Here is a 22464-nt window from a genome sequence, read left to right as displayed (position 1 = left end):
AAAATACAGAAAGGGAACTCAAACATGATGCATTTCGGACGTTTTCGTATTCTCGCCGCAGGTGCGGCGCTTGCCGCCGTGATGGCAGCAAACCCGGCCCTGTCGGCCACACCGGCCGATACGCTCGTTCAGGCATGGGCGATCGACGACACCATTACGCTCGATCCGGCGGAATCCTTCGAGCTCAGCCCGGCTGAATTTATCGGTAACGCCTATGACATGCTCGTTCGCCTCGACATCAACGACACGTCGAAAGTCGTGCCGGGCGTGGCGGAAAGCTGGACCGTTTCCGACGACGGTCTTACCTATACGTTCAAACTGAAGAAGGACATCAAGTTCGCTTCGGGCAACCCGATCACTTCTGCCGACGTGGCATATTCTTTCGAGCGCGCCGTGCGCCTCGACAAGAGCCCGGCTTTCATCCTGACCCAGTTTGGCCTGACCAAAGACAACGTCAACGAAAAGGCGAAAGCCGTAGACGACAACACCTTCGTCTTCACCGTGGACAAGCCTTATGCGCCAAGCTTCGTGCTGAACTGCCTGACCGCGACCGTCGCGGCAGTGGTCGACAAAAAGCTGCTCGAAGAACATGCCGCAAAAGTCACGCCGACCGACGATTACAAATATGACACCGACTACGCCAATGCATGGCTGAAGACCAAATCGGCAGGTTCTGGACCTTTCTCGATCCGCGAATGGCGCGCCAATGAAGTCGTCATTCTGGAACGCAACGACAATTATTATGGCGAAAAGGCCAAGCTCAAGCGCGTCTTCTATCGTCACGTCAAGGAAAGCGCGACTCAGCGCCTGATGCTGGAATCCGGTGACGTCGATGTGGCGCGCAATCTTGAACCGGGTGACTACGAAGCCGTTCAGAAAAACGACAAGCTGACCACGACCAGCGCCGCCAAGGGCACGGTCTATTACATCAGCCTCAACCAGAAGAACCCGAATCTGGCGAAGCCCGAAGTTCGCGAAGCGTTCAAATATCTGGTTGACTACGATGCCATCGGTTCGTCGCTCATCAAGGGCATTGGCGAAATCCGCCAGACCTATCAGGCCAAGGGCGTTCTTGGCGCTCTCGATGCTGCGCCCTACAAGTTCGACGTTGCCAAGGCAAAGGAACTTCTCGCCAAGGCTGGTCTGAAGGACGGCCTTTCCGTAACCTTCGACGTCCGCAATACGCAGCCGGTGACCGGTATTGCCGAATCCTTCCAGCAGAGCGCTGCGCAAGCTGGTGTGAAGATCGATATCATCCCCGGCGACGGCAAGCAGACACTGACCAAATATCGTGCTCGTAACCACGACATGTATATCGGCCAGTGGGGCATGGACTATTGGGATCCGAATTCCAACGCCGAAGCCTTCACGAGCAATCCGAACAATGCCGACGATGCATCCACCAAGACGCTCGCATGGCGCAACGCCTGGGATATTCCGGATCTGACCAAGCAGACGCAGGCAGCCCTTCTGGAACGCGACAATGAAAAGCGCGCAGAGATCTACAAGAAGCTCCAGCAGGAAGCGCTCGATCAGAGCCCGTTCGTCATGCTGTTCCAGCAGATCGAAACGGCTGGTATCGCCGGCAATGTGAAGGGCTACAAGCTTGGCCCGACCTTCGACTCCAATCCGCTGGTAAACATCACCAAGGAATAGTCGGTCACGCCTTGGCGCATGAGCAATTTCATGTGCCAAACCGGCTTTAAAACAAGGAGATGGAGCGGTTTTCTGAATCAAAAAGGAAAGCCGCTCCTGAGCTTTTGCAAGCAAAGATGACTGGGCTTCAGACCGTCAACCGTTCTGAACCGCACTCATCGTCGGAAGCGGTCAAAACATTGAGTAATATCGAAACCAAGAAAAGAGTAAGGCGAGCGCCGCGACGTTCATCGGCCCTTGCCGCGTCGTTAGCCAGTTTTCTGGTCATCGTCGTCACGACCTATCTGGGCCTTTTGGCCGTAACCTTCTTCATCGGTCGCGTCGTGCCGATTGACCCTGTGCTGGCCATCGTCGGTGATCGCGCGCCTGCGCATGTCATCGCCCGCGTGCGCGAAGAAATGGGCTTCAACCTGCCCTATTACCAGCAGTTCTATCTTTACGTGAAGGGCGTGCTGCACGGCGATTTCGGCACGTCGGTTCTCACGACCAATCCGGTCATGACCGATATCCGCCGCGTATTCCCGGCCACCATGGAACTGGCGACACTCGGCACGATTATCGGCGCTCTGTTCGGTATTCCGCTCGGCGTACTTGCAGCCGTCAAGCGCGGCAGCATCATCGACCAGATCGTGCGTGTTATCGGGCTTGTCGGCTATTCGGTGCCGATCTTCTGGCTCGGCATGCTGGCGCTGCTGATCTTCTATGCCCGTCTCGGCTGGACCTCTGGTCCCGGACGCATCGACATCACATTCGAATATACGTTCACGCCGATCACCGGCTTCTACCTGATCGACGCGATCCTCCAGCGCGACTGGCCTGCCCTCAAGGATATTGTCTCCCACCTTATCCTGCCATCGGCGCTGCTCGGCTATTTCTCGCTCGCCTATATCAGCCGCATGACGCGTTCCTTCATGCTCAACGAGCTTGATCAGGAATATATCGTCGCGGCGCGCGCCAAGGGCATTTCGGAAACCCGCATCATCTGGGGTCACGCGCTGCGCAACGCAGCCGTGCCGCTTGTGACCGTGATTGCGCTTTCCTATGCCGGACTTCTGGAGGGTTCGGTTCTGACCGAAACCATCTTCTCCTGGCCGGGTCTTGGCCTCTACATCACCAATTCACTACAAAACGCTGATATGAATGCCGTTCTCGGTGGCACTATCGTCATCGGGTCGGTCTTTATCGCGCTCAACCTCGTGTCCGATCTTCTCTATCGGCTTCTCGATCCAAGGACGCGCGCACGATGAGCCAAATGACAGATACTTCCAACCTCTCATGGCGTGAATGGCTGCTTACCGAGCGGCCCCAGTCACGCACGCAGGCCCGCCTCGGTCGCGCCTATATGGTCTGGCGGCGGTTTACGGCCAACAAGCTGGCGGTTCTCGGCCTCCTGATCATCATCGGCCTGCTCGTCGTTGCCGCGCTGGCCGATGTGCTTGCGCCGCATTCGCCGGTTATCGGCGATCTCGCCAATGCTCGCCTACTGCCGCCGGGAAGCCCCGGCTATCTGCTCGGCACCGACGATCAGGGCCGCGATATTCTTTCGCGGCTTATCTATGGCTCGCGCCTCACCCTTTATGTGGTGCTGCTGGTTGCGATCATTGCAGCTCCGATTGGCCTACTGGTTGGCACGGTGGCCGGTTATGCCGGCGGTTGGGGCGATGCGGTTTTTATGCGCATCACCGACATCTTCCTTGCCTTCCCGAAGCTCATCCTGGCGCTCGCCTTCGTTGCCGCTCTCGGACCGGGCATCGAAAACGCCATCATCGCCATCGCGATTACCTCATGGCCGCCTTATGCGCGTATTGCACGTGCGGAAACGCTGACCGTGCGCAACTCCGACTACATCTCGGCAGTCCGCCTGATGGGCGCTTCGCCGATCCGCATCGTCGTGCGTCATATCATGCCGCTTTGCACCTCGTCGCTGATCGTCCGCGTGACGCTGGACATGGCGGGCATCATTCTGACAGCAGCGGGCCTTGGCTTTCTTGGCCTCGGCGCACAGCCCCCATTGCCGGAATGGGGTGCGATGATCGCATCCGGTCGCCGGTTCATTCTCGACCAATGGTGGGTTGCCGCCATGCCGGGTATTGCGATCCTGATCGTCAGCCTCGGTTTCAACCTGTTGGGCGATGGCCTGCGCGATGCGCTCGATCCGCGGGGTAACAACCAATGAAGCCGCTTCTGACTGTAGAAGACCTGCGCGTCACCTTCCCGACGCGCACGGGAGCCATCGAGGCCGTTCGCGGCGTCAGCTTCGAGCTTGGCCGCGAACGCCTTGGCATCGTTGGCGAATCCGGTTCGGGCAAATCCCAGACCGGTCGCGCCATCATGGGGCTGACACCGCTTCACGCCCAGATCACGGCTAAGACGCTTAATTTCGACGGGATTGATCTTCTCAATATTTCAGCCCGCGAACGGCGCGCCTTACGCGGCGGCCGCATCGCCATGGTGTTGCAGGATCCGAAATATTCGCTCAATCCTGTGATGACCATCGGCAAACAGATCGCCGAAACGCTGAAAGCCCATGGCAAATATAGCAGCGCGGAAATTCGCGCCCGCTCGACAGCCATGCTGGAAGCGGTGCAGATTCGCGATCCGGAACGCGTCATGAAGCTCTATCCGCACGAGGTTTCGGGCGGCATGGGCCAGCGCGTGATGATCGCCATGATGCTGGTGGCCGAGCCGGAACTGCTGATTGCCGACGAGCCAACCTCGGCGCTCGACGTGACGGTGCAGCTCGAAGTGCTGGGTATTCTCGACAAGCTGGTGGCCGAACGCGGCATGGGGCTGATTTTCGTCAGCCACGATCTGCGCCTTGTTTCGTCCTTCTGCGACCGCGTCATCGTGATGTATGCGGGCCGTATCGTGGAAGAGATCGCGGCCAAGGATCTTGCCAATGCGAAACATCCCTATACGCAAGGATTGCTGAACTGCATGCCGAAAATCGGAGCCGACCGCCATCCTCTGCCCACCTTGCAGCGTGAGGAGGCCTGGAAGCTATGAGCACGGCACCAGCACTGAGCGTCGACAATATTGACGTCTATTTCGACCATTTCCATGCGTTGAAGTCGGTCAGCGTCCATGTGGCGCAAGGCGAATCCTATGGCCTCGTGGGTGAATCCGGTTCGGGCAAGTCCACGCTTCTGCGTGCAGTCGCAGGACTTGCGCCGATCGACGATGGAGAAATCCGTATCGACGGCGAGCCCCTCAAGACACCACGCGACAAGGCCTTCTATCGCAAGGTGCAGATGGTGTTTCAGGACCCTTATGGTTCCCTGCACCCGCGTCAGACCGTGGACCGGCTTTTGCTGGAACCCCTCGCTATCCATGGCGTCAGCGATGCCGAACAGCGCATCGTGCGCGCACTGGACGAAGTGGGGCTTGGTTCGGGCTTTCGCTTCCGCTATCCGCACCAGCTATCGGGCGGCCAGCGCCAGCGCATCGCCATTGCCCGCGCATTGATCGTGGAGCCGAGCATTCTGCTGCTCGATGAACCGACTTCGGCGCTCGACGCATCGGTCCAGGCGGAAGTGCTGAACCTGCTGGAACAGGTTCGCCATGACCGCAACCTCACCTTCATTATGGTGAGCCACGATCTTGGTGTCGTCACCCATATGTGCGACCGGCTTGCGGTGATGCGCAATGGTGAAGTGGTTGAACAATTGCAGTCTGGCGATCTCGTCACCGGCAATATTCAAGCCGACTATACGAAAAACCTGATGCGCGCGAGTGAAGGTTTCCGGCGCTGAAGCGACCCGCAAGACGCAACTAAAAAGGGGACCTTTCGGTCCCCTTTTTTATTCTTCCGAAGCTTTTCGAGCGTTATCGCCATCCTGACCGCGCCGCCAATAAGCGACGATCAGCTGACGATTCTTCGGAACGTTACGCTCCTTGCGCATATAGCTGCGAATATTGCGGAAGGCGTTGAACTCGCAGCCCGCCCATACATAAATATCTTCTTCGCCTTCCGGCAGCTCGACCGCGCGCACCGCATCTTGCAAAAGCGTCGTGGTGCCGGCTTCGGCGCCATTGCGGTTCAGCCATTGCACATCGACATTCGCGCGCGAAACAAGCTTCTGTTCCTCGGCCTTGTCGCCAATTTCAATGCGCACAACGGCCTTTGCATCTTCTGGCAGCCGTTCGAGAATCCGACCTATGGCGGGCAGCGCGGTTTCATCGCCCGCGAGCAGATACCATTTGGCATCACCTGCATCGCCGCCCCCGGGGCCGGTCATGCCGACGATGTCGCCCGGCTTGGCCGTCAGTGCCCAACCCGATCCTGGCGCATCGCAATCGTCGCCGTGCACAACCATGTCGATATCGACCCAACCCGCTTCAGGATCGATATTGCGGATCGTGTAAACCCGCGTTGCAAGCTTGGCATCGCCTTCCGGCCATACCGGACGTCCATCGTCGCCCGTCACCGGCCATTGCGCCTTTGCCAGTCCCTTTGGCGGGAACAGCAGGCGGATATGCAGTCCGCTATGCGAGAACCGCTGGAGATTTTCGCCCCTCAGGCGCACGCGACGCATATGCGGCGTGACGTTGGACACGGACACCACCTGCATTTCGCGGAAATAAGGCAGCGGCAGACCCGCAGCAACATCCCCCTGCCAGACGATTTTCGGCATTGGGCTGCCTTTGTCCAGAAACTCCAGCACATGCTCGGCTATGGAGTATTTCATATAGGCAAGGCCGGTCTCGTCATCGCTTTTTACATCGACGCTGACTGTCTCGCCATCCCACTGAACATCGGCCTCACCGAAGCTCATAACAAGTTTCGCATGCGTTGCGTCCCGGTGCACATCGGCATGTTCGACGAAATGATCGAGCAGCTGATTGACGATATGACCGGCATTGGTCAGCGTAAAGCGGGTGTTGGCGTTGAGTTCGGACATGCCCCATCCTCCGTCGGACGAAATGATGCATCAGCCTTACCCGAATATAAGATGACAATTCAAGTCATCATTTATCTTTGGTCGCACAATAGAGCGTGACAGGCAGCGCCTGACGCCACACGTCGAACGAACCCAGCCCTCCGGCCTGCGCCACGGAGAGCCGCACGAGTTCTCCGCCAAAGCGCTGCCGCCAGGCGAAAAGCTGCATCTCGCTTTGCACGGTCACGGCGTTGGCGACCAACCGTCCGCCGGGTTTCAATGCACCCCAGCAGGCTTGCAACACACCCTCATCCGTAACGCCGCCGCCAATGAAAACCGCGTCCGGCCTTTCCAGCCCCGCAAGCGCGCCGGGCGCTTCACCGAGAACGATCTGCAAAGCGGGTACGCCAAGAGCATCGCGATTGCGGGCGATCATGTCCTGACGCCCTTCATGCACCTCAATGGCGATGGTGCGACAGGAGGGATGCGTGCGCATCCATTCGATACCGATAGAGCCGCATCCCGCGCCAACATCCCACAACAACTCGCCGGGCAGCGGCGCCAGCCGCGACAGTGTCACGGCGCGAATATCGCGCTTCGTCAGTTGGCCATCATTTTCGAAGGCCTCATCCGGTAGGCCGATCATATTGGGAAGAATTTTCGCATCCGGTTCCGCAAGACATTCCACGGCAACGACATTCAGATCGGCACCGGCGGGAATTGTCCATGTCCCGGCAATACCGCGACTATGTTTTTCTTTCGGTCCGCCAAGATGTTCCAGCACATCGATGCGGCTTGGTCCAAAGCCACGAGCGTTTAGCATCTGTGCCACTTTTTCCGGCGTGGAGCCGTCATTGCTGAGGATCAGCAGTTTGACGCCTGGCAGAATATGCTTTGCCAGCACTTCCAGCGGACGCCCATGCACGCTGAGGCAGCGCACATCCTGCAACGACCAGCCCATCCGCGCCGCAGCGAGCGAAAACGAAGATGGATAAGGCAGGATCAGCATTTCTTCGGGTGGAAAGTGCCGGATCAGCGAAGCACCCATGCCGTAATGCATCGGATCGCCGCTGGCCAGAATCACCACCGACTTGCCGCGTTCGGCGGCAATCATCGGAAAAGCGTCGTCAAAAGGCGAAGGCCATGCAATCTGCCGGGCACCGGACGTTTCGCCAACCAGTCCCAAATGCCGCTTGCCGCCGAAGATCACATCAGCCGAAGCAAGAGCCTGCCGTGCAGTCTCGCCAAGTCCGTTCAAACCGTCTTCGCCGATACCGATGACCGTCAGCCAGCAAGCCATATTGTTCGCTCCGTTTTCCTCGTTCGTAGGGTGCACCGATGGCAAGTGCAAGGCCCAAAGCGGTTCCCACTTTCTTGCCCGACATGGTGGGCGTATAAGGCGATTATGTTGAACCAAAAGACCATAGCGACAGACACCGAAAACTCAGACAGGCGAAACGCGTGTCCCGGCCTGTCGCGCATGGTTATGGCGCGCGACGGCGCGATTGCGCGCATAAAACTGCCGCTGGGTCGGCTCACCGCCGATCAGGCTTTCGCGCTCGCGGAGATTGCCGAAGAATTTAGCCCGAATGCTGCGGAGCTTTCAATTCGCTCTAATTTTCAGCTACGCGCCATCGCGCCTGAAAATTGGGAGCACGCGGTCACCGCGCTTTATCAAGCCGGGTTTGGTGCCGATAATCCTGCGGCGGATGACATTCGCAACGTGATGGTCAGCCCGACAGCCGGTATCGACCGCGATCAGGCTTGCGATGTCACACCGCTGGCGCGGCAATTGCTGGCAGCGCTTGAAAACAACGCCGACTATCACGCGCTTTCGCCAAAATTCTCATTCCAGATCGACGGCTGCGAAGCCTGCGCGATCGTTTCGCATCCGGGCGATATTTGGCTTTCGGCCAGCGATGACGGCCATCACTTTGCTTTCGGCTTCGCTTCTTCACCCGATGGAGCCGCGTTGGGACGCATAGAGGCCGATAATGCCCTGCCCTTTTTGGAAGCGGCGCTGCGATTATTTCTCGCCCATGCCAAAGGGGCCGCGCGCATGAAGCAACTCTTCGAAACCATTGCGGTCGAAGCGTTTTTGACGGAGCTGATTGCCAGCCTTCCCTTTTCAATCGAGCCCGCTGCAGGTTGGCAGCGACGACACCCGCGGCAGTCCGCCCAACTCGGAGTGCACATTCAGGCCGACGGATGGTTTTACACCGGCGCGATGCCGCTTCTTGGGCGGCTCGATCCGGTACAGTTAAAGGCGCTTGGTGCCCTTGCGCAAAAGGTCAGCGGCGGGGAAATCCGGCTGACGCCTTGGCAGGGCGTGATCCTGCCAAATATCGATGCCGCAAACCGCGACGACGCCATCCAGCAATTGCATACCCTCGGGCTTGCGACCGATGCGCAGGCACCGCAATCACGACTGCGCAGCTGCACGGGGGCAAAGGGTTGCGCCTCGGCCCTGTCCGATACACAGACCGATGCGAAAGAACTGGCCTTGCTCCTTGATGGCGACAGCACCAACGCAATCCATCTTACTGGCTGCACCAAGTCCTGCGCCGCCCTTGCCCCGCTTCCGCACACGCTTCTCGCTCGCGCGCCGGGGCGCTACGATGTCTTTTTTACAGACAAGGCTGGACCATCCCGTTTCGGGCGGCTATTGGCGAGGGATGTGACCATCGACGCTGCCGCGCGCCTTCTCAATTCACCAGAGCGGAAACCATGACAGATTACATTCGCGACGGGCAGGCCATCTATGACCGCTCCTTCGCCATCATCCGCGCCGAGGCGGATCTGAGCCGCATCCCCGCCGATCTCGAAAAACTCGCTGTGCGCGTCATCCACGCTTCCGGCATGGTGGATGTGGTGAACGACCTTGCTTTTTCGGAAGGCGCCGGTCTGGCGGGCAAGCAGGCGCTTGCACAGGGCGCACCGATCCTTTGTGATGCACGCATGGTTGCCGAAGGAATCACCCGCTCGCGTCTGCCTGCCGCCAATCCGGTCATCTGCACGCTGAACGACCCTTCCGTGCCTGAATTGGCGAAGAAAATCGGCAATACCCGGTCTGCCGCCGCACTCGATTTGTGGTTGCCGCATCTTGAAGGCAGCATTGTCGCCATCGGCAATGCGCCAACTGTCCTCTTCCGCCTTTTCGAAATGCTGGATGCTGGCGCACCAAAGCCAGCGCTTATCATCGGTATGCCGGTTGGCTTTGTCGGCGCGGCGGAATCGAAGGACGAACTCGCCGCCAATAGTCGCGGCGTGCCCTATGTCATCGTGCGCGGACGCCGTGGCGGCAGCGCCATGACGGCAGCCGCGGTCAATGCTCTGGCTTCGGAGCGCGAATAATGACGGCAAAAGGCAAGCTTTTCGGTCTGGGTGTCGGCCCCGGCGATCCTGAACTCATCACATTGAAGGCGCTTCGGCTGCTCAAGGCCGCGCCCGTGGTGGCCTATCACGCCGCCAAGGGCAAGAAAGGCAACGCACTCACCATTGTCGAAGATTATCTCTCGCCGGAACAGGTTCTGGTGCCGCTCATCTATCCGGTGACCACGGAAAAACTGCCCGCGCATATGGATTATGAGCAGATCGTCAGCGATTTTTACGGTGAGATTACCGGAACAATCGCCGCTTATCTCGACCAGGGGCAGGATGTGGCGGTGATCGCGGAAGGCGACCCGTTTTTCTACGGCTCGTTCATGTATATCCATGACCGGTTGGCCGAAACTTACGAAACCACGGTTGTCCCGGGTGTCTGTTCGGTGCTCGGTGCTTCGGCTGTGCTTGGCGCGCCGCTGGTCTATCGCAACCAAACGCTGTCGATCCTTTCCGGCGTCATGGGAGCTGACGAATTGAAGCGTAGGCTTGCCGATACGGGTGCCGCGGCCATCATGAAGCTCGGCAAGAATCTCGACAAGGTTCGCGATGTGCTGTCCGATCTGGGACTGATGGACCGCGCACTCTATGTCGAGCGCGCCACCATGGCCAATCAGCGCATTGTGCCGCTATCAGATGTTAGCGGCAGCGATTGCCCTTATTTCTCGATCATTCTCGTTCCCGGCCAGAAATGGAACGGCGCATGAAGCCGGCTATCGTTGTGCTGGCGGAAGCGGCGATCCCGACGGCGCGCCGCATTGCCACCGCGCTCGATCAGGCCGAAGTGCTTGGACTGCAGGATCGCGTCACGGGTGCGGACAGAACATTTGCCCATTTCGGCGATACCATACGCACCTTCTATGAAGAAGGCCGCCCGGTTGTCGCGCTCTGCGCCGCCGGTATTGTCATTCGTGCCCTCGCGCCGCTTTTGCAGAACAAGCGTATCGAGCCGCCGGTTCTGGCGATTGCCGAAGACGGCAGCGCGGTGGTGCCGCTTCTCGGCGGGCTGTCTGGCGTCAACGACATGGCGCGAACCATTGCCGCGGCACTGGACGTGGCCCCGGCGATCACCACCTCCGGCGAATTGCGCTTCGGAATCAATCTCATGCACCCGCCAGCGGAACTGACGCTCGCCAATCCGGATGCGGCAAAAGCCTTCACGTCCGATCTTCTGGCAGGTGCGAAACTGCGCCTCAAAGGACACTCCCGCTGGCTGCAATCCTCCAGGCTGCCTTTCTCCGACGATGGCAGGCTCACCATCAGCATCACACCGGAAAAACGTACACCGCTGCCGGATGAACTCATCTATCATCCGCAAGTCGTTGCCGTGGCCATCGACCAGCCGACCGACAATCTTGCAGAGGCCATCACGAAAGCCTTCGACGAAGCGGGGCTTGCTCTGGCATCGCTGGCCCTGCTGCTTGCCCATGAACGCCATTGCGCTGCGCCACAAATCCACGAAGCGGCGAGCGCGCTCGGCGTGAGCCTGCGCTTTGTACCATCAGCCGAAAATGCCCTCGCTCTCGCCCATCTTTCGGTCGAGCAACCATTGCGCGTGGCAGAATCCAACGGCGTTGTGCTGGCCGTTGCCCCCACCCCAGCCGACGTGCTGCGGGTTGGGCGCAAACGCGGAAAGCTGGTCGTGGTCGGGCTTGGCCCCGGAACGCGCGATCTGATGACGCCAGCCGTGCAGCGCGAACTCGAACAGGCGGAAGATATTCTCGGCTACGAGACCTATGTGCGCATGGTCGGGCCGTTTCATGCCGGTCAAACCGTCCACATGACGGATAATCGCGAAGAAATGCAGCGCGCGCGCCATGCTTTCGAACTGGCAGCATCAGGCCGAACGGTGGCGATGGTATCGTCCGGCGATCCCGGCGTTTTCGCCATGGCGGCTGCCGTGGTCGAAGCATTGGATGAAACCGAAAACCCTGCCTGGCATGGTGTGGAGCTGGTCATTCAGCCGGGCATTTCGGCTGCGATGGCAGCAGCATCCCGCAGCGGCGCGCCGCTTGGCCATGATTTCTGCATTCTCTCGCTGTCCGACAATCTGAAGCCATGGGATGTGATCGAAAAGCGTCTGACGCTGGCGGCAGAAGCCGATCTCGCCATGGCCTTTTACAATCCGATTTCCAAGGCCCGCCCGCATCAGCTGGGCCGCGCACTGGAAATTCTGCGCCAGCATCGCGCGCCGCAAACACCGGTTGTGCTGGGCCGCGATATCGGCAGACCGGCGGAAACCAGCCGCGTCACAACGCTTGGGCAGCTGACGCCCGATGATGTGGATATGCGCACGGTGGTAATCGTCGGCTCGTCCCATACGCAGAGGTTTGCGCGCGCAACGGGCGGCGAATGGGTCTACACGCCGCGCTGGTATGGCGAAAAGCCGGACAAATGAACAAACAAAAAGGCAGGGAAATCCCTGCCTTTTTCGTAGCTTATCCAAGTTTATGGAATCAGTTTTTCTTTGCCTTGACCTTCTTGGGCGCGGCAGCAGCGGCTGCGTCCGCCTTGGCGGCTGCAGCTTCAGCGGCAACCTGATCGGCGCTCTTCGGCGAGGTATCGATAACAGCACGCACGCCGCCCTTGGCGGTCAGCTGGCAAACTGCGGTGCGCAGATCGACCTTCAGGTCCACATCCGTGCCGCCATTGGCACCTGGTCGCGAGTCGACAGCGCTGATGGCGTGCTCCGGCAGGAAGTACTTGTTGGCAGCGGCTGTGATGCATGGCTGCGCCAGAGAATAATCCACGCTCTTTACAGGAGTCGGAAGGAAGCTTGGCAGCGAAGAGCTGGCCGCAGGCACCGGCGAATCGGTCTTGCCGGGGGTGATGGCAACGGGCGCAGTCGTCGTACAGGCGGCAGCAAGCGGGGCCAACATGGCAATGGCAAGGAAACGGGCTCCGATGCGGACTCGTCCGGACATAATGGTCTACCTCATAAGGTCTGCTGGATAGGTAAAATTTTAACTTCGATAACTATTCGCTTTTAGCCGATTGTCGAGTGGCAGGAACGCCACAGAGCCGGAATTTCGATTCGCATCCACAAAACTGTCGTCACTGTTTTGCGAGAATCCAGTTCAGCATCTCCCGCCAGTCCGTCATGCGGATCGGTGTGCCGTGGTTGCCGGACTCAAACCGCCGGAACTGCACCGGATAGCCCGGCGCGCGCTTGCGAATATCGCGATAGAAAGCTTCCTGCCGGTCGATGGCGAAAACCGGATCGCGGCTGCCATGCCCGAAGAAGATTGGAACACGCCGTTTAAACGTCGCCGATGTGAAGAAACCGTCGTCCCACAACGAACCGAGCAGAATAAGCCCGGCGAGCTGAGCACCCGCCTTTTCATTGGACGCGATGCGCCAGCACAGCGAACCGCCCTGTGAGCCGCAGGAAAGGATCAGCGGCGCGGAAGGCGATGTTGCTTTCAAAGCCTCGATCAGTCCGGCGACCTGCGCTTCGCCGGTATCGGCGAAATCCTTGAAATCCGGCGTGACATAGAGACCGCCATTCAACGTCGCCAGATTCTTGACGCGGTTGAAATTGCCGCCAAAGGTGAAATCATTCATGCCCTGCAGTCGGTTACCGCCACGACCGTGCAGATAGATCACGATGAAGGACGCGCCCTGTTGCTTGCCGGCAAGCATTGCCTTGACTGGCCCAGCCGCAGTCTGAAAGGTGGCGTCCTTTTGATAGGCCCGCGCCTTGAGCGAAATATAGCTGTCCTTGACACGCTTTTCCGGCACGCTGTCGCGACCATTGATGTCGCGCATCTCATTGTAATCAACGATTTTATAATCGCCGCCATCGGCGCTGCTCAACACGCCCGGATAGGCAAAGGCATCATCCTTGAAGGGCGGTAGAGGCCCTTGTGCGCAAGCTACGGACACCGACAACAGCAGCGCTGCCATACCGACAAGTCCAGCGCGCGCTGTTGCGTTCAATCGCTTTTTCATTTGCCTCTTCCCCGGCCATCCAATCACAAATCGAGCGTGTGATAGCGCCGGTTCAGATAGATGAGCGCAGATGCATCGGGATTTGAACGCAGAGCAATCACTTCGCCGAACAGCACATGATGGGTCGAGTGATCCTGAATGCTGACAACCCGGCAGTCGAAAGCCGCCAGCGCATCGGCAAGCACGGGCGCCCCGGTGGCAAGCCTTTCCCACGTCGCCAGTTCGAAACGCTCATTCTGCGTCAGGCCAATGCGCCCGGAAAAGGCATCGGCCAGTTGCTGATGCGTTCCCGCCAGCGTGTTGATGGCAAAGACGCCGTTTTCGATGAAAAGGCGATTGTCTTCATGGATCTTCTGAAGGCAGATCAGCACCGTCGCCGGAGCGTCGGATACGGAACAGGCCGCAGTCAATGTCAGGCCGCGACGCCCGGCCGGGCCATCGGTCGTCACGATTTGCACCGCACCAGCATAGTGACTCATGGCGTCGCGGTAAGCCTTCGGTTCCACAGATACCGCATCGGAAATAATGTTATTTATCGTTTGCACGTCAGAATTGATCCGTTGCCGACCATAATATTTAGCCAGAATACTGGCATAGATTACGGGCATTGCACAAAGGCGCGGAAACCGCTACCCACTTTTCGATCACATTGCCACGAATTGTATAAAGAAGACCGATAACGTGATTGAGTCTGGGAAGCTTCCCGTTGCCGTTCTGACAAGCCTCGCCATGCTGTTGCTGGCGGGATCGGGCATGGCGTATGCGGATAATGTCCGGATCGGTCTGGCCGCACCTTTGACCGGCACCTTCGCGCCATTGGGCAATCAGCTGGTACAAGGCGCACGGGCCGCCGCTGATGAAAAAAGCGCAGATCTCGTTATCTTCGACGATCATTGCGACGCGGAAGGCGGCAAGCAAGCCGCAGAACGCTTCATCGCGCAAAATGTCCGTATTGCATCGGGCTTTCTCTGCGCCGAAGCGCTGGAAGCAGCGTTGCCCGTTCTGGCCGAGCGCAATATTCCGGTCATCGTGTCGGGCGTCAGCGAACAGACCCTTGTCGAGCGCCGTGCCGCGTCGCCCTTGCCAGCGTTTCGGATCAGCACGGGACTGGAAAAGGAAACGCAGGCGACGGCGAGTTTTCTCGGTAGTCTGTGGCGCGCCCAGCCTTTCGCGGTGATCGACGATGGCACCATAGAAGGGCGCGAGCGCGCGAGCCGTGTCCTTGCCAGCCTGAAAGAACAGCAGCTGCAGCCGGTTTTCACCGACACCTATCGTCCGGGGCTTGAAAACCAGAATGCGCTGGTTGCCCGGCTGAAGCGCGCTGGGGCCACCCACGTTTATGTTGGCGGCGAACGCGACGACATCGCCGCCATTGGCGCAAGTGCTGCTTCGCTCAATTATCCGCTGGTGATTGCAGGCGGCAGCCTTCTCGACGCAGCACCCGGCGCAAAGCGTTTGAGCGACGGCACATTGATGACGGCGCCGCTAAAGCCGCAGGATCTGCCAACCGCGAAACCGGCAATCGACGCGCTGCATCAAGCGGGCCACCTTGTCGAAGCCTATGCGCTCACGGGCTATGCAACCGTGCAGATCGCCGCCGATGCCGTCAGCAAAGCCGACGAACAAAAGCAGCCGGTACTCGATACGCTGCGCAATGCATCCTTCGAAACGGTGCTTGGTACGATCAAATTCGACGGAACCGGCATGCGGACGGACAATCCCAACCGCTTGCAGCGCTATGAAGGCTCGCGCTTCATACCAGCTGATAGATAAGACCGAGAAGGCTTGCAACTATAAGGAACCCAGTCATTAGGGTCATGGTCGCCCAGAACAGGTCCAACGCTGCGTCAATATCGGTCGCTTCGGCCTCGCGCTTGCCCGATGCATTGAGCATCGGCCCTTCCACTTTCTCTTCGCCATATTGACGCGGACCGGCCAGCGCCAGATTGAGCGCACCCGCAAAAGCGGATTCCGGCCAGCCCGCATTGGGCGAGCGGTGCAGGCGCGCATCGCTGCGCATGACCGATAGAGCGGCTCTCGCCGCCCCCTTGCTGCGGGTGAACGCTGTCGCCAGCGCCGCCAGAAGACCCGTCAGGCGTGCGGGAATATAATTGGCAACATCGTCCAGCTTCGCAGCGAAACGACCGAAGTGCCGATAACGATCATTGAGATGCCCGATCATCGAATCGGCGGTATTGATCATCTTGTAGGCGAACAGTCCCGGCAGACCGCCGACGAGAAACCAGAATGCCGGGGCAACGATGCCGTCCGAGGCGTTTTCCGCCAGACTTTCAATGGCAGCACGGCTGACGCCGCCTTCGCTCAGCTGATCGGGATTGCGTCCGACGATCATTGAAACCGCCTTGCGTCCGCCTTCGATACCCTCGTCACGCAGCCCGCGCGCAACCGCGCCGACGTGATCGCCGAGGCTCTTCTGCGCCAATAGCACGGCAACGATGACGATTTCCGCCACCGCTCCAGCCGAGCCGGCGAAGGGCAGCAGGCTTTCAATCGCCAGCCCCACCAGAATACAGGCCGCGACCAGCGCAATGGTGAGCCACATGCCGTTCCGGCGCAGAACCGCTTCCGGCAAAGTGCGATCATTGAAGCGCTTCTCCCCCCAGGCAATCGCCTTGCCAAACAGCACCACCGGATGCGGCAACCTTTGCCAGAGCTGCGGCGGATCGCCGACAACACGGTCAAGAATGAGCGCCAGCGACAGGATAATCAGCTTTATTTCCATGGATTTAACCGAGATTCATGAATCACTTTTTCAAGCTGCTTTTCCGAGACATTGATTGAGCGCACGTTCCAGACGCGCAAGATCGGCATCGTCATTGGCAAGACCGATCCGCAACCAATGCGGAGCATAAGCAAACTTGCGGAGAAGAATATGCTCCGCGCACAAGGCATTGTACAATGTGCGGGCGTTGTCGTGGGCAACCAGCGAGAAAAGCGCCGTGCCGCCAACTTCCCACAATCCGCATCGCGCAAGCACATCGGATAGTCCCCGACGCCGAACGTCTATCCGCCTGCGAAACGCCTGCAATGTCTCGCCGCCCGCAAAGGCGTCGGAAGCAATGACAAGCGCCGGACCCGGCACAGCCCATGGGCCCAACCGCCGCGCTATCGTCTCGACAATACCAGCCTGCGCGACGGCAAAACCAAGCCGCACGCCAGCCAGACCGAAAAACTTGCCGAAGGATTTCAGCACGATCAGCGGCTCATCGGAAGCCAGCGCTGCGACGCTGACTTCGGGATGCGGATCGGCAAAAGCCTCATCCACCACCAAAAAGCCGCCTCGCGCACCCATAGTCCGGGCGAGAGCGAGTAATTCATCGGCAGCAATCACCCGCCCATCGGGATTGTTCGGATTGACGATAACCGCAGCCGTCGCATGGTCGGGAATATCGGCGATGCCAGCGCATTCCACAACCTGCCAGCCTGACGCGGCGAAAGAAGCTGCATGTTCCTGATAGGTCGGCGTCAAAACGGCGACGGTTGCAGGCTGCGCCAGCGTCGGGATGATCTGGATCAGCGCTTGTGTACCGGGTGCGACAACGATGGGCGCGCCTTCCGTCAGCCCGTAATAGTCGCGCGCAAGTTCAAGCGTCTGGCGCAGCAGCCGCTCATCCGGCAAACGATTCCAGACTTCGGCCGGAATATCCGGCAATGGATAGTGTTCGGGATTGATCCCGGTCGAAAGGTCGAGCCAATCGCCCGGCATGCCGCCAAAACGCGCAATCGCCTTGTCCAGCGCGCCCCCATGTTCAATATTGGATGTCACGCATGATCTCCGGAAAAATCGATGACATGCATGAAGGAACCGGCGACCGACCCGACCCTCAGCCCGGCCTCGCCCAGATCATCCCCCACCGCATCACGGACTTTGAACAGCCTGTCCGCCGCGCCTTCGCGCGTGATGCTGGCATAATGAAATTCGTGGCCTTTCAGCGGCACCTGCCAAGGCGATCCGCCCAACGGCTCCAGAACGCGATAGCCAAGATGCAGCTTGCGTTTGGCAAAACTCGTTTCCAGCGGCAAAAGACCCAGCATCGGATGATTTTTGCCGCTGGCATCTTCCAGCGTCTCGCCTAGCACCATATAGCCGCCGCACTCGCCATAGACGGTGATACTGCGCGCCGCCGCAGCCTTGATGCTGTTCTGGAAATTCTGCGCGGCGACAAGCCGTTCCGCATGGAGTTCAGGGTAACCGCCCGGCAGATAGATCGCATCCGCCACCGGTGACGGCGCTTCATCCGCCAGCGGCGAGAAGAAGGAAATTTCCGCCCCGCGCCTGCGCCAGCCTTCGAACAGATGCGTATAGGCAAAGGCAAATGCGTCATCGCGCGCAACGGCGATGCGACTTCCAAGCGGCTGAAGACGCGGCACATTGGCCATCTGAACGAAACGCTTCGGTGCCGACCAGATATGCCGCAGTGCGGCAAGATCGATGTGCGCCTCGATCATATCGGCGGCGTGGTCGAGAAAGCGTTCGAGATCGGCATGTTCGCCCGCCTGTACCAGCCCCAAATGGCGTTCCGGCAAAGCCAGTGCCGCGTCACGCGGCAAAGCCCCAACGACGGGAATACCCAGCGGCTTGAGCGCATCGCGCAACATGGTTTCATGACTAGCGCTACCGACACGGTTCAACACCAGACCTGCAACGAATACATCCTTGCGAAACCGGCTGAAGCCTGAAACCAGCGCCGCAATGGAATGGGACTGTTTTGCGCAATCAACCACCAGCACTACCGGCAGATCGAGCAGCCTTGCCAGATCGGCGGAAGAGCCCTGTCCGTCCAGCGCGCCGTCGAAAAGGCCCATCATGCCTTCGGCGATCAGCACTTTTCCACCTTCGGTCATCCGGGCCGACAGGGCGCTGATCAGTTCCACCCGCATCGCCCATGGATCGAGATTGAAGCATTCCGCACCGCTTGCAGCCTTATGATAGGCAGGATCGATATAATCGGGCCCGGCTTTCACCGGCGCAAGGGCGACACCGGCCCGCTTCAAGGCGCGCAACAAACCAAGCGTTACCGTCGTCTTGCCGGAACCGGAGGCGGGCGCGGCGATCATAAGACCCTTCATGCGCTCTGGCCTCCACGTCTGATATCCAGCGGATCGCTGACAAGCTGGCGTCCCTGCGCGGCCCCGATCCAGTCGAGACCGCCGCGCAGCCGGACCACCTCACCGACCACCACGATGGCAGGCGGCTTGAGCCCGGAAGCTTCAACATCGGCGGCAGCGCGCGCCAGCGTCGTTTCGAGAACGGTCTGTTCGGGAAGGCTGGCATTGCAGACAAAAGCGACCGGTTCGTCGAGCGAGCGTCCGGCAGCGATCAGCCGAGCCGTGATGAGATCGATATGTTTCATTGCCATATACATGACAATAACCGGTGACGATTTTGAGATGCCGTCCCAATCAATGCGGTCAGGCAGCAATCCCGTTGCGTCATGCCCTGTCAGGAACGTCACTGACTGGTTGATATCGCGGTGTGTGGCGGCAATGCCCGCATAGGCCAATCCGCCGATGCCCGCCGTAATGCCGGGCACGATGCGGAATGGCACGCCATGTTCCACCAGTGTCAGCGCTTCTTCCGCGCCGCGACCAAAAACAAAGGGATCGCCGCCCTTGAGGCGCAGAACCTTCTTGCCCTGCCGCGCCAGTTCCACAAGCCGAAGTGAAATGTCGCGCTGTTTCGGTGAGGGCTTACCGCCCCGCTTGCCCGCATATTCCAGCACAGCCTGTTCGTTTTTCAGCGACAGACAGGCTTCATCCACCAGAGCGTCATAGACGATGACATCCGCCTGTTGCAGCGCATTGACGGCATGAAGCGTGAGCAATCCCGGATCTCCCGGCCCGGCGCCGACCAGCCAGACATGGCCCGGCTCCATCGCTGGCAGGGCAATGCCCCGTTCTGTCGTCGATCCGATTCCGCTCATTCTCTTCAACCATTAATAAATCTAGCGGCACTGCTATCAGATACCTTATAAGGCATCCATGAGTGACGAAACCGCAGACCCCAATAAAAAGCTTGGAAAAAGCGAGCTTAGACGTGGCTGGACCACAGGCGCGTGCGCAACCGCCGCGACCAAGGCGGCGCTGACCGCGCTTATCACCGGCGAATTCCCCGACCCGGTCGGAATCATTCTGCCGAAAGGGGAAGTGCCCTATTTCCAGTTGGCCTATGAGGGGCTTGGTGAAGGCTATGCCATGGCGGGCATCGTCAAGGATGCGGGCGACGATCCGGATGTCACGCATGGCGCGACGATCATTTCGACCGTCTTTCCCGCTCCGCCCGGAACCGGCGTGGTTTTTCGTGCGGGCGAAGGTGTTGGCACCGTCACGCGGGCCGGACTGCCTATTCCACCGGGCGAAGCCGCGATCAACCCGGTTCCGCGCCGCATGATGACAGAAGTCTGCGAGGAAATCTGCGCCGAATACGGGCTGCCCGCCGATCTCGTCATCACCATTTCCGTGCCCGGCGGCGAGGAAATCGCAAAGAAGACGTGGAACCCGCGCCTTGGCATTGTTGGCGGCATTTCCATCCTCGGCACCACGGGCGTCGTGCATCCCTTCTCATGCTCGGCCTGGATTCACTCCATCCATCGCGGCATCGATGTGGCGCGCGCGGCGGGCCAGAAACATGTACTTGGCGCGACAGGCTCCACTTCGGAAGATGCCGCGCAAGCGATCTACGATCTGCCGGATTTCGCCATTCTCGACATGGGGGATTTTGCAGGCGGCGTGCTCAAATATCTGCGCGATCATCCGATCGACAAGCTGACCATTGCAGGCGGTTTCGCCAAGCTCACCAAGCTTGCCCAGGGCGCGCTCGATCTGCATTCGGCCCGCAGTCAGGTCGATATGGGCTTTCTGGCAGAGATTGCCGAACAGGCGGGCGCGCCCGGAAACTTCAAGGACCGGATTCTCTTTGCGAACACCGCCAAGGAAGTGCTTGATATGACAAAAGCAATCGGCATCGATATCGCCACGCCGATTGCCGTCAAAGCGAAGGAAACAGCGCTCGCAACCTTGCGCGGCGCACCTGTCGATGTGGAGATCATCGTGACCGACCGGGCGGGAGCCATCCTTGCCCGCGTCTAAGCCTAAGCTGCTGATTTTGGGCGGCACGACGGAAGCCGCAAAGCTGGCGCAGGAGCTTTCGGCCTTGCCGGTCGAAGTCATGACTTCGCTTGCGGGACGCACCGCCAATCCAGCACCCTTGCCCGGTCCGGTGCGCAGCGGCGGTTTTGGCGGCGCTGACGGGCTTGCTGCCTATATTGCGGCTGAGAAAATCGATTACGTCATCGATGCCACGCACCCCTATGCTACCCGCATTTCACAAAATGCCGTGACGGCAACTGCATCGACCGGGACGGCCCTGCTCCGGCTCGAACGTTCGCAATGGGTGCAGCAAAGCGGCGATCAATGGATCGTTGTGGCCAATGAAGAAGAAGCTGCAAGACTGATCTCGGCGGGAGAACGTGTCTTTCTGGCCCTCGGGCGTCAGCATATTGCGCCCTTTTCAGCGCGCGCCGATGTGCATTTCGTCATGCGCATGATCGACCCGACCGATGCCCCTCTGCCTGCGAATTGCGAAATCCTGCTCGCCAGACCGGGCACTTACGCGCAGGAAAAGCAATTTCTGACGGAAAAGCGTATCGGGCTGATCGTCTGCCGCAATTCAGGCGGCGACACCTCCTATGCCAAGGTCAGGGCCGCGCGCGATCTCGCCTTGCCCGTGATAATGATCGCCCGCCCCGCGGTCGTGGCTGAACATGTCGCGACAACGGTGGAAGACACCGTCGGGCTGATCCGCTTATACTTCGGTCTTTGAACGCGCCGCATGGCTGTGCGCTTCGTGATAAAGCGCCGAGTCCCGAAAGCTCTTCGGATCGAGCCCGCGTCCGACAAAAATCATCGCGGTCCGCTTCAAATCGGCTGCTTCGATCTTTCCGGCAATATCCGCCAGCGTGCCGCGCAGGATGAGTTCATCCGGCCAGCCGACGCGATAAGCCACCACAACCGGGCAATCCGCGCCATAAAGCGGCGTCAGCTCGCGTTCGATCTTGCCAAGATTGCGGATCGACAGGTGGATGACCAAGGTGGCTCCCGAACGGCCAAGTGTGGCGAGGTCTTCGCCTTCCGGCATGGCGGAGGATTTCATCGATGTGCGCGTCAGAATGATCGTCTGGTTGACTTCAGGGATCGTCAATTCCTGCTTCATCGCCGCCGCTGCTGCGGCAAAGGCCGGAACACCGGGCGTCACATCATAGGGAATGTCCAGCGCATCGAGCCTTCGCATCTGTTCGGCGATCGCACCATAGATCGACGGATCACCGGAATGGACGCGGGCGACATCCTGCCCATTGGCATAGGCCGCCGCCATTTCCGCAATAATTTCATCGAGCGTCATGGATGAGCTATCCACAAGCCGTGCATCCGCCGGAGCGGAAGCAACCACATCCTTCGGCACCAGCGATCCCGCATAAATGCAGACGGGGCATTTTTCGATCAACCGCAGGCCGCGCACAGTGATGAGATCTGCCGCACCCGGACCGGCGCCAATGAAATGAACGGTCACTTTGTC

22 protein-coding genes are annotated in these 22464 nt (G+C 59.5%); 12 read left to right on the top strand and 10 right to left on the bottom strand.

Features of this window, described 5'->3' with window-relative positions; all coding sequences use genetic code 11:
• The first annotated feature begins 24 nt into the window (after positions 1 to 24).
• From JAU75_RS00710 to JAU75_RS00690, 5 genes are all read left to right on the top strand, one after another.
• Positions 25 to 1656, top strand: coding sequence for an ABC transporter substrate-binding protein (locus JAU75_RS00710; protein WP_199053810.1), 1632 nt, complete (start codon positions 25 to 27; stop codon positions 1654 to 1656).
• Between the two features lie 179 nt (positions 1657 to 1835).
• Positions 1836 to 2903 carry an ABC transporter permease gene (locus JAU75_RS00705; protein WP_199054884.1) on the top strand — a complete coding sequence of 356 codons (1068 nt, stop codon included), beginning with the start codon at positions 1836 to 1838 and terminating at the stop codon, positions 2901 to 2903.
• Entirely contained in the window at positions 2900 to 3832 is a 933-nt protein-coding gene (locus JAU75_RS00700) for an ABC transporter permease (RefSeq protein ID WP_199053808.1), read from the top strand. The genes JAU75_RS00705 and JAU75_RS00700 overlap by 4 nt, the downstream gene beginning before the upstream one ends.
• Positions 3829 to 4662: an ABC transporter ATP-binding protein gene (locus JAU75_RS00695; protein WP_199053806.1), complete on the top strand. Its 834-nt coding sequence runs from the start codon at positions 3829 to 3831 to the stop codon at positions 4660 to 4662. Before JAU75_RS00700 ends, JAU75_RS00695 begins: the two co-directional genes overlap by 4 nt.
• Positions 4659 to 5408 carry an ABC transporter ATP-binding protein gene (locus JAU75_RS00690; RefSeq protein WP_199053804.1) on the top strand — a complete coding sequence of 250 codons (750 nt, stop codon included), beginning with the start codon at positions 4659 to 4661 and terminating at the stop codon, positions 5406 to 5408. The genes JAU75_RS00695 and JAU75_RS00690 overlap by 4 nt, the downstream gene beginning before the upstream one ends.
• A 48-nt stretch (positions 5409 to 5456) precedes the next feature.
• Here JAU75_RS00690 and JAU75_RS00685 read toward each other — a convergent pair whose 3' ends face one another.
• Entirely contained in the window at positions 5457 to 6557 is a 1101-nt protein-coding gene (locus JAU75_RS00685) for a siderophore-interacting protein (protein WP_199053802.1), read from the bottom strand.
• A gap of 67 nt (positions 6558 to 6624) precedes the next feature.
• Positions 6625 to 7836: a precorrin-6y C5,15-methyltransferase (decarboxylating) subunit CbiE gene (gene cbiE / locus JAU75_RS00680; protein WP_199053800.1), complete on the bottom strand. Its 1212-nt coding sequence runs from the start codon at positions 7834 to 7836 to the stop codon at positions 6625 to 6627.
• A gap of 105 nt (positions 7837 to 7941) precedes the next feature.
• Between cbiE and cobG the strand changes: the two genes are divergently transcribed.
• Genes cobG through cobJ form a run of 4 tightly spaced genes read left to right on the top strand, consistent with a single transcriptional unit; the run spans position 7942 to position 12315 of the window.
• The gene (gene cobG / locus JAU75_RS00675) at positions 7942 to 9267 is read left to right on the top strand and encodes a precorrin-3B synthase (protein ID WP_199053798.1); all 1326 of its coding nucleotides are present in this window, start codon (positions 7942 to 7944) and stop codon (positions 9265 to 9267) included.
• Positions 9264 to 9890, top strand: a complete 627-nt coding sequence (locus JAU75_RS00670) for a precorrin-8X methylmutase (RefSeq protein ID WP_199053796.1) — start codon at positions 9264 to 9266, stop codon at positions 9888 to 9890. The genes cobG and JAU75_RS00670 overlap by 4 nt, the downstream gene beginning before the upstream one ends.
• Positions 9890 to 10624 (top strand): precorrin-2 C(20)-methyltransferase, encoded by a 735-nt coding sequence (locus JAU75_RS00665; RefSeq protein WP_199053794.1) that lies wholly within the window; start codon positions 9890 to 9892, stop codon positions 10622 to 10624. The genes JAU75_RS00670 and JAU75_RS00665 overlap by 1 nt, the downstream gene beginning before the upstream one ends.
• The gene (cobJ, locus tag JAU75_RS00660) at positions 10621 to 12315 is read left to right on the top strand and encodes a precorrin-3B C(17)-methyltransferase (RefSeq protein ID WP_199053792.1); all 1695 of its coding nucleotides are present in this window, start codon (positions 10621 to 10623) and stop codon (positions 12313 to 12315) included. The genes JAU75_RS00665 and cobJ overlap by 4 nt, the downstream gene beginning before the upstream one ends.
• Positions 12316 to 12373: 58 nt before the next feature.
• On the opposite strand, the gene JAU75_RS00655 is transcribed toward cobJ, so the two are convergent.
• From JAU75_RS00655 to JAU75_RS00645, 3 genes are all read right to left on the bottom strand, one after another.
• Positions 12374 to 12841, bottom strand: a complete 468-nt coding sequence (locus JAU75_RS00655) for a hypothetical protein (protein ID WP_199053790.1) — start codon at positions 12839 to 12841, stop codon at positions 12374 to 12376.
• 130 nt (positions 12842 to 12971) lie between these two features.
• Positions 12972 to 13868 (bottom strand): alpha/beta hydrolase, encoded by an 897-nt coding sequence (locus tag JAU75_RS00650; protein ID WP_199053788.1) that lies wholly within the window; start codon positions 13866 to 13868, stop codon positions 12972 to 12974.
• A gap of 23 nt (positions 13869 to 13891) precedes the next feature.
• Positions 13892 to 14413, bottom strand: a complete 522-nt coding sequence (locus JAU75_RS00645) for a flavin reductase family protein (protein WP_371836094.1) — start codon at positions 14411 to 14413, stop codon at positions 13892 to 13894.
• Between the two features lie 136 nt (positions 14414 to 14549).
• Here JAU75_RS00645 and JAU75_RS00640 point away from each other — a divergent pair, with 136 nt between their 5' ends.
• Positions 14550 to 15641 (top strand): branched-chain amino acid ABC transporter substrate-binding protein, encoded by a 1092-nt coding sequence (locus tag JAU75_RS00640; RefSeq protein WP_199053784.1) that lies wholly within the window; start codon positions 14550 to 14552, stop codon positions 15639 to 15641.
• On the opposite strand, the gene cbiB is transcribed toward JAU75_RS00640, so the two are convergent.
• The 4 genes from cbiB to cobA are packed head-to-tail and all read right to left on the bottom strand — an operon-like array spanning position 15622 to position 19813.
• Positions 15622 to 16611 (bottom strand): adenosylcobinamide-phosphate synthase CbiB, encoded by a 990-nt coding sequence (gene cbiB, locus JAU75_RS00635; RefSeq protein WP_199053782.1) that lies wholly within the window; start codon positions 16609 to 16611, stop codon positions 15622 to 15624. The two genes, JAU75_RS00640 and cbiB, sit on opposite strands and share 20 nt — an antisense overlap.
• A gap of 30 nt (positions 16612 to 16641) precedes the next feature.
• Positions 16642 to 17655: a threonine-phosphate decarboxylase CobD gene (gene cobD / locus JAU75_RS00630; protein WP_199053780.1), complete on the bottom strand. Its 1014-nt coding sequence runs from the start codon at positions 17653 to 17655 to the stop codon at positions 16642 to 16644.
• A complete protein-coding gene (locus JAU75_RS00625) occupies positions 17652 to 18959 on the bottom strand; it encodes a cobyrinate a,c-diamide synthase (RefSeq protein ID WP_199053779.1) in 1308 nt (435 codons plus the stop codon). Before JAU75_RS00625 ends, cobD begins: the two co-directional genes overlap by 4 nt.
• Entirely contained in the window at positions 18956 to 19813 is an 858-nt protein-coding gene (gene cobA / locus JAU75_RS00620; protein WP_199053777.1) for a uroporphyrinogen-III C-methyltransferase, read from the bottom strand. Before cobA ends, JAU75_RS00625 begins: the two co-directional genes overlap by 4 nt.
• Before the next feature lie 58 nt (positions 19814 to 19871).
• Between cobA and JAU75_RS00615 the strand changes: the two genes are divergently transcribed.
• Together JAU75_RS00615 and JAU75_RS00610 are read left to right on the top strand one after the other, a co-directional pair.
• The gene (locus JAU75_RS00615) at positions 19872 to 20978 is read left to right on the top strand and encodes a cobalt-precorrin-5B (C(1))-methyltransferase (protein ID WP_199053775.1); all 1107 of its coding nucleotides are present in this window, start codon (positions 19872 to 19874) and stop codon (positions 20976 to 20978) included.
• A complete protein-coding gene (locus tag JAU75_RS00610; RefSeq protein ID WP_199053773.1) occupies positions 20965 to 21711 on the top strand; it encodes a cobalt-precorrin-6A reductase in 747 nt (248 codons plus the stop codon). Before JAU75_RS00615 ends, JAU75_RS00610 begins: the two co-directional genes overlap by 14 nt.
• Here the strand turns inward: JAU75_RS00610 and cobM are convergent.
• Positions 21694 to 22458, bottom strand: a complete 765-nt coding sequence (gene cobM / locus JAU75_RS00605) for a precorrin-4 C(11)-methyltransferase (RefSeq protein ID WP_199053771.1) — start codon at positions 22456 to 22458, stop codon at positions 21694 to 21696. The genes JAU75_RS00610 and cobM overlap by 18 nt on opposite strands.
• Positions 22459 to 22464 lie beyond the last annotated feature (6 nt).

Source organism: Ochrobactrum sp. Q0168 (assembly GCF_016427605.1).
Classification (GTDB): Bacteria; Pseudomonadota; Alphaproteobacteria; order Rhizobiales; family Rhizobiaceae; genus Brucella.
Note: the sequence above shows the minus strand (reverse complement) of the source record. Positions and strands in the feature narration are given on the sequence as shown.

Coding starts and splice junctions, on each gene's coding strand:
- JAU75_RS00625 (WP_199053779.1), bottom strand. CDS start 18,959: ATGAAGGGTCTTATGATCGCCGCGCCCGCCTCCGGTTCCGGCAAGACG.
- JAU75_RS00695 (WP_199053806.1), top strand. CDS start 3,829: ATGAAGCCGCTTCTGACTGTAGAAGACCTGCGCGTCACCTTCCCGACG.
- JAU75_RS00665 (WP_199053794.1), top strand. CDS start 9,890: ATGACGGCAAAAGGCAAGCTTTTCGGTCTGGGTGTCGGCCCCGGCGAT.
- cobA (WP_199053777.1), bottom strand. CDS start 19,813: ATGAGCGGAATCGGATCGACGACAGAACGGGGCATTGCCCTGCCAGCG.
- JAU75_RS00615 (WP_199053775.1), top strand. CDS start 19,872: ATGAGTGACGAAACCGCAGACCCCAATAAAAAGCTTGGAAAAAGCGAG.
- JAU75_RS00685 (WP_199053802.1), bottom strand. CDS start 6,557: ATGTCCGAACTCAACGCCAACACCCGCTTTACGCTGACCAATGCCGGT.
- JAU75_RS00655 (WP_199053790.1), bottom strand. CDS start 12,841: ATGTCCGGACGAGTCCGCATCGGAGCCCGTTTCCTTGCCATTGCCATG.
- JAU75_RS00650 (WP_199053788.1), bottom strand. CDS start 13,868: ATGAAAAAGCGATTGAACGCAACAGCGCGCGCTGGACTTGTCGGTATG.
- JAU75_RS00670 (WP_199053796.1), top strand. CDS start 9,264: ATGACAGATTACATTCGCGACGGGCAGGCCATCTATGACCGCTCCTTC.
- JAU75_RS00700 (WP_199053808.1), top strand. CDS start 2,900: ATGAGCCAAATGACAGATACTTCCAACCTCTCATGGCGTGAATGGCTG.
- cbiE (WP_199053800.1), bottom strand. CDS start 7,836: ATGGCTTGCTGGCTGACGGTCATCGGTATCGGCGAAGACGGTTTGAAC.
- cbiB (WP_199053782.1), bottom strand. CDS start 16,611: ATGGAAATAAAGCTGATTATCCTGTCGCTGGCGCTCATTCTTGACCGT.
- JAU75_RS00690 (WP_199053804.1), top strand. CDS start 4,659: ATGAGCACGGCACCAGCACTGAGCGTCGACAATATTGACGTCTATTTC.
- JAU75_RS00710 (WP_199053810.1), top strand. CDS start 25: ATGATGCATTTCGGACGTTTTCGTATTCTCGCCGCAGGTGCGGCGCTT.
- cobJ (WP_199053792.1), top strand. CDS start 10,621: ATGAAGCCGGCTATCGTTGTGCTGGCGGAAGCGGCGATCCCGACGGCG.
- cobG (WP_199053798.1), top strand. CDS start 7,942: ATGTTGAACCAAAAGACCATAGCGACAGACACCGAAAACTCAGACAGG.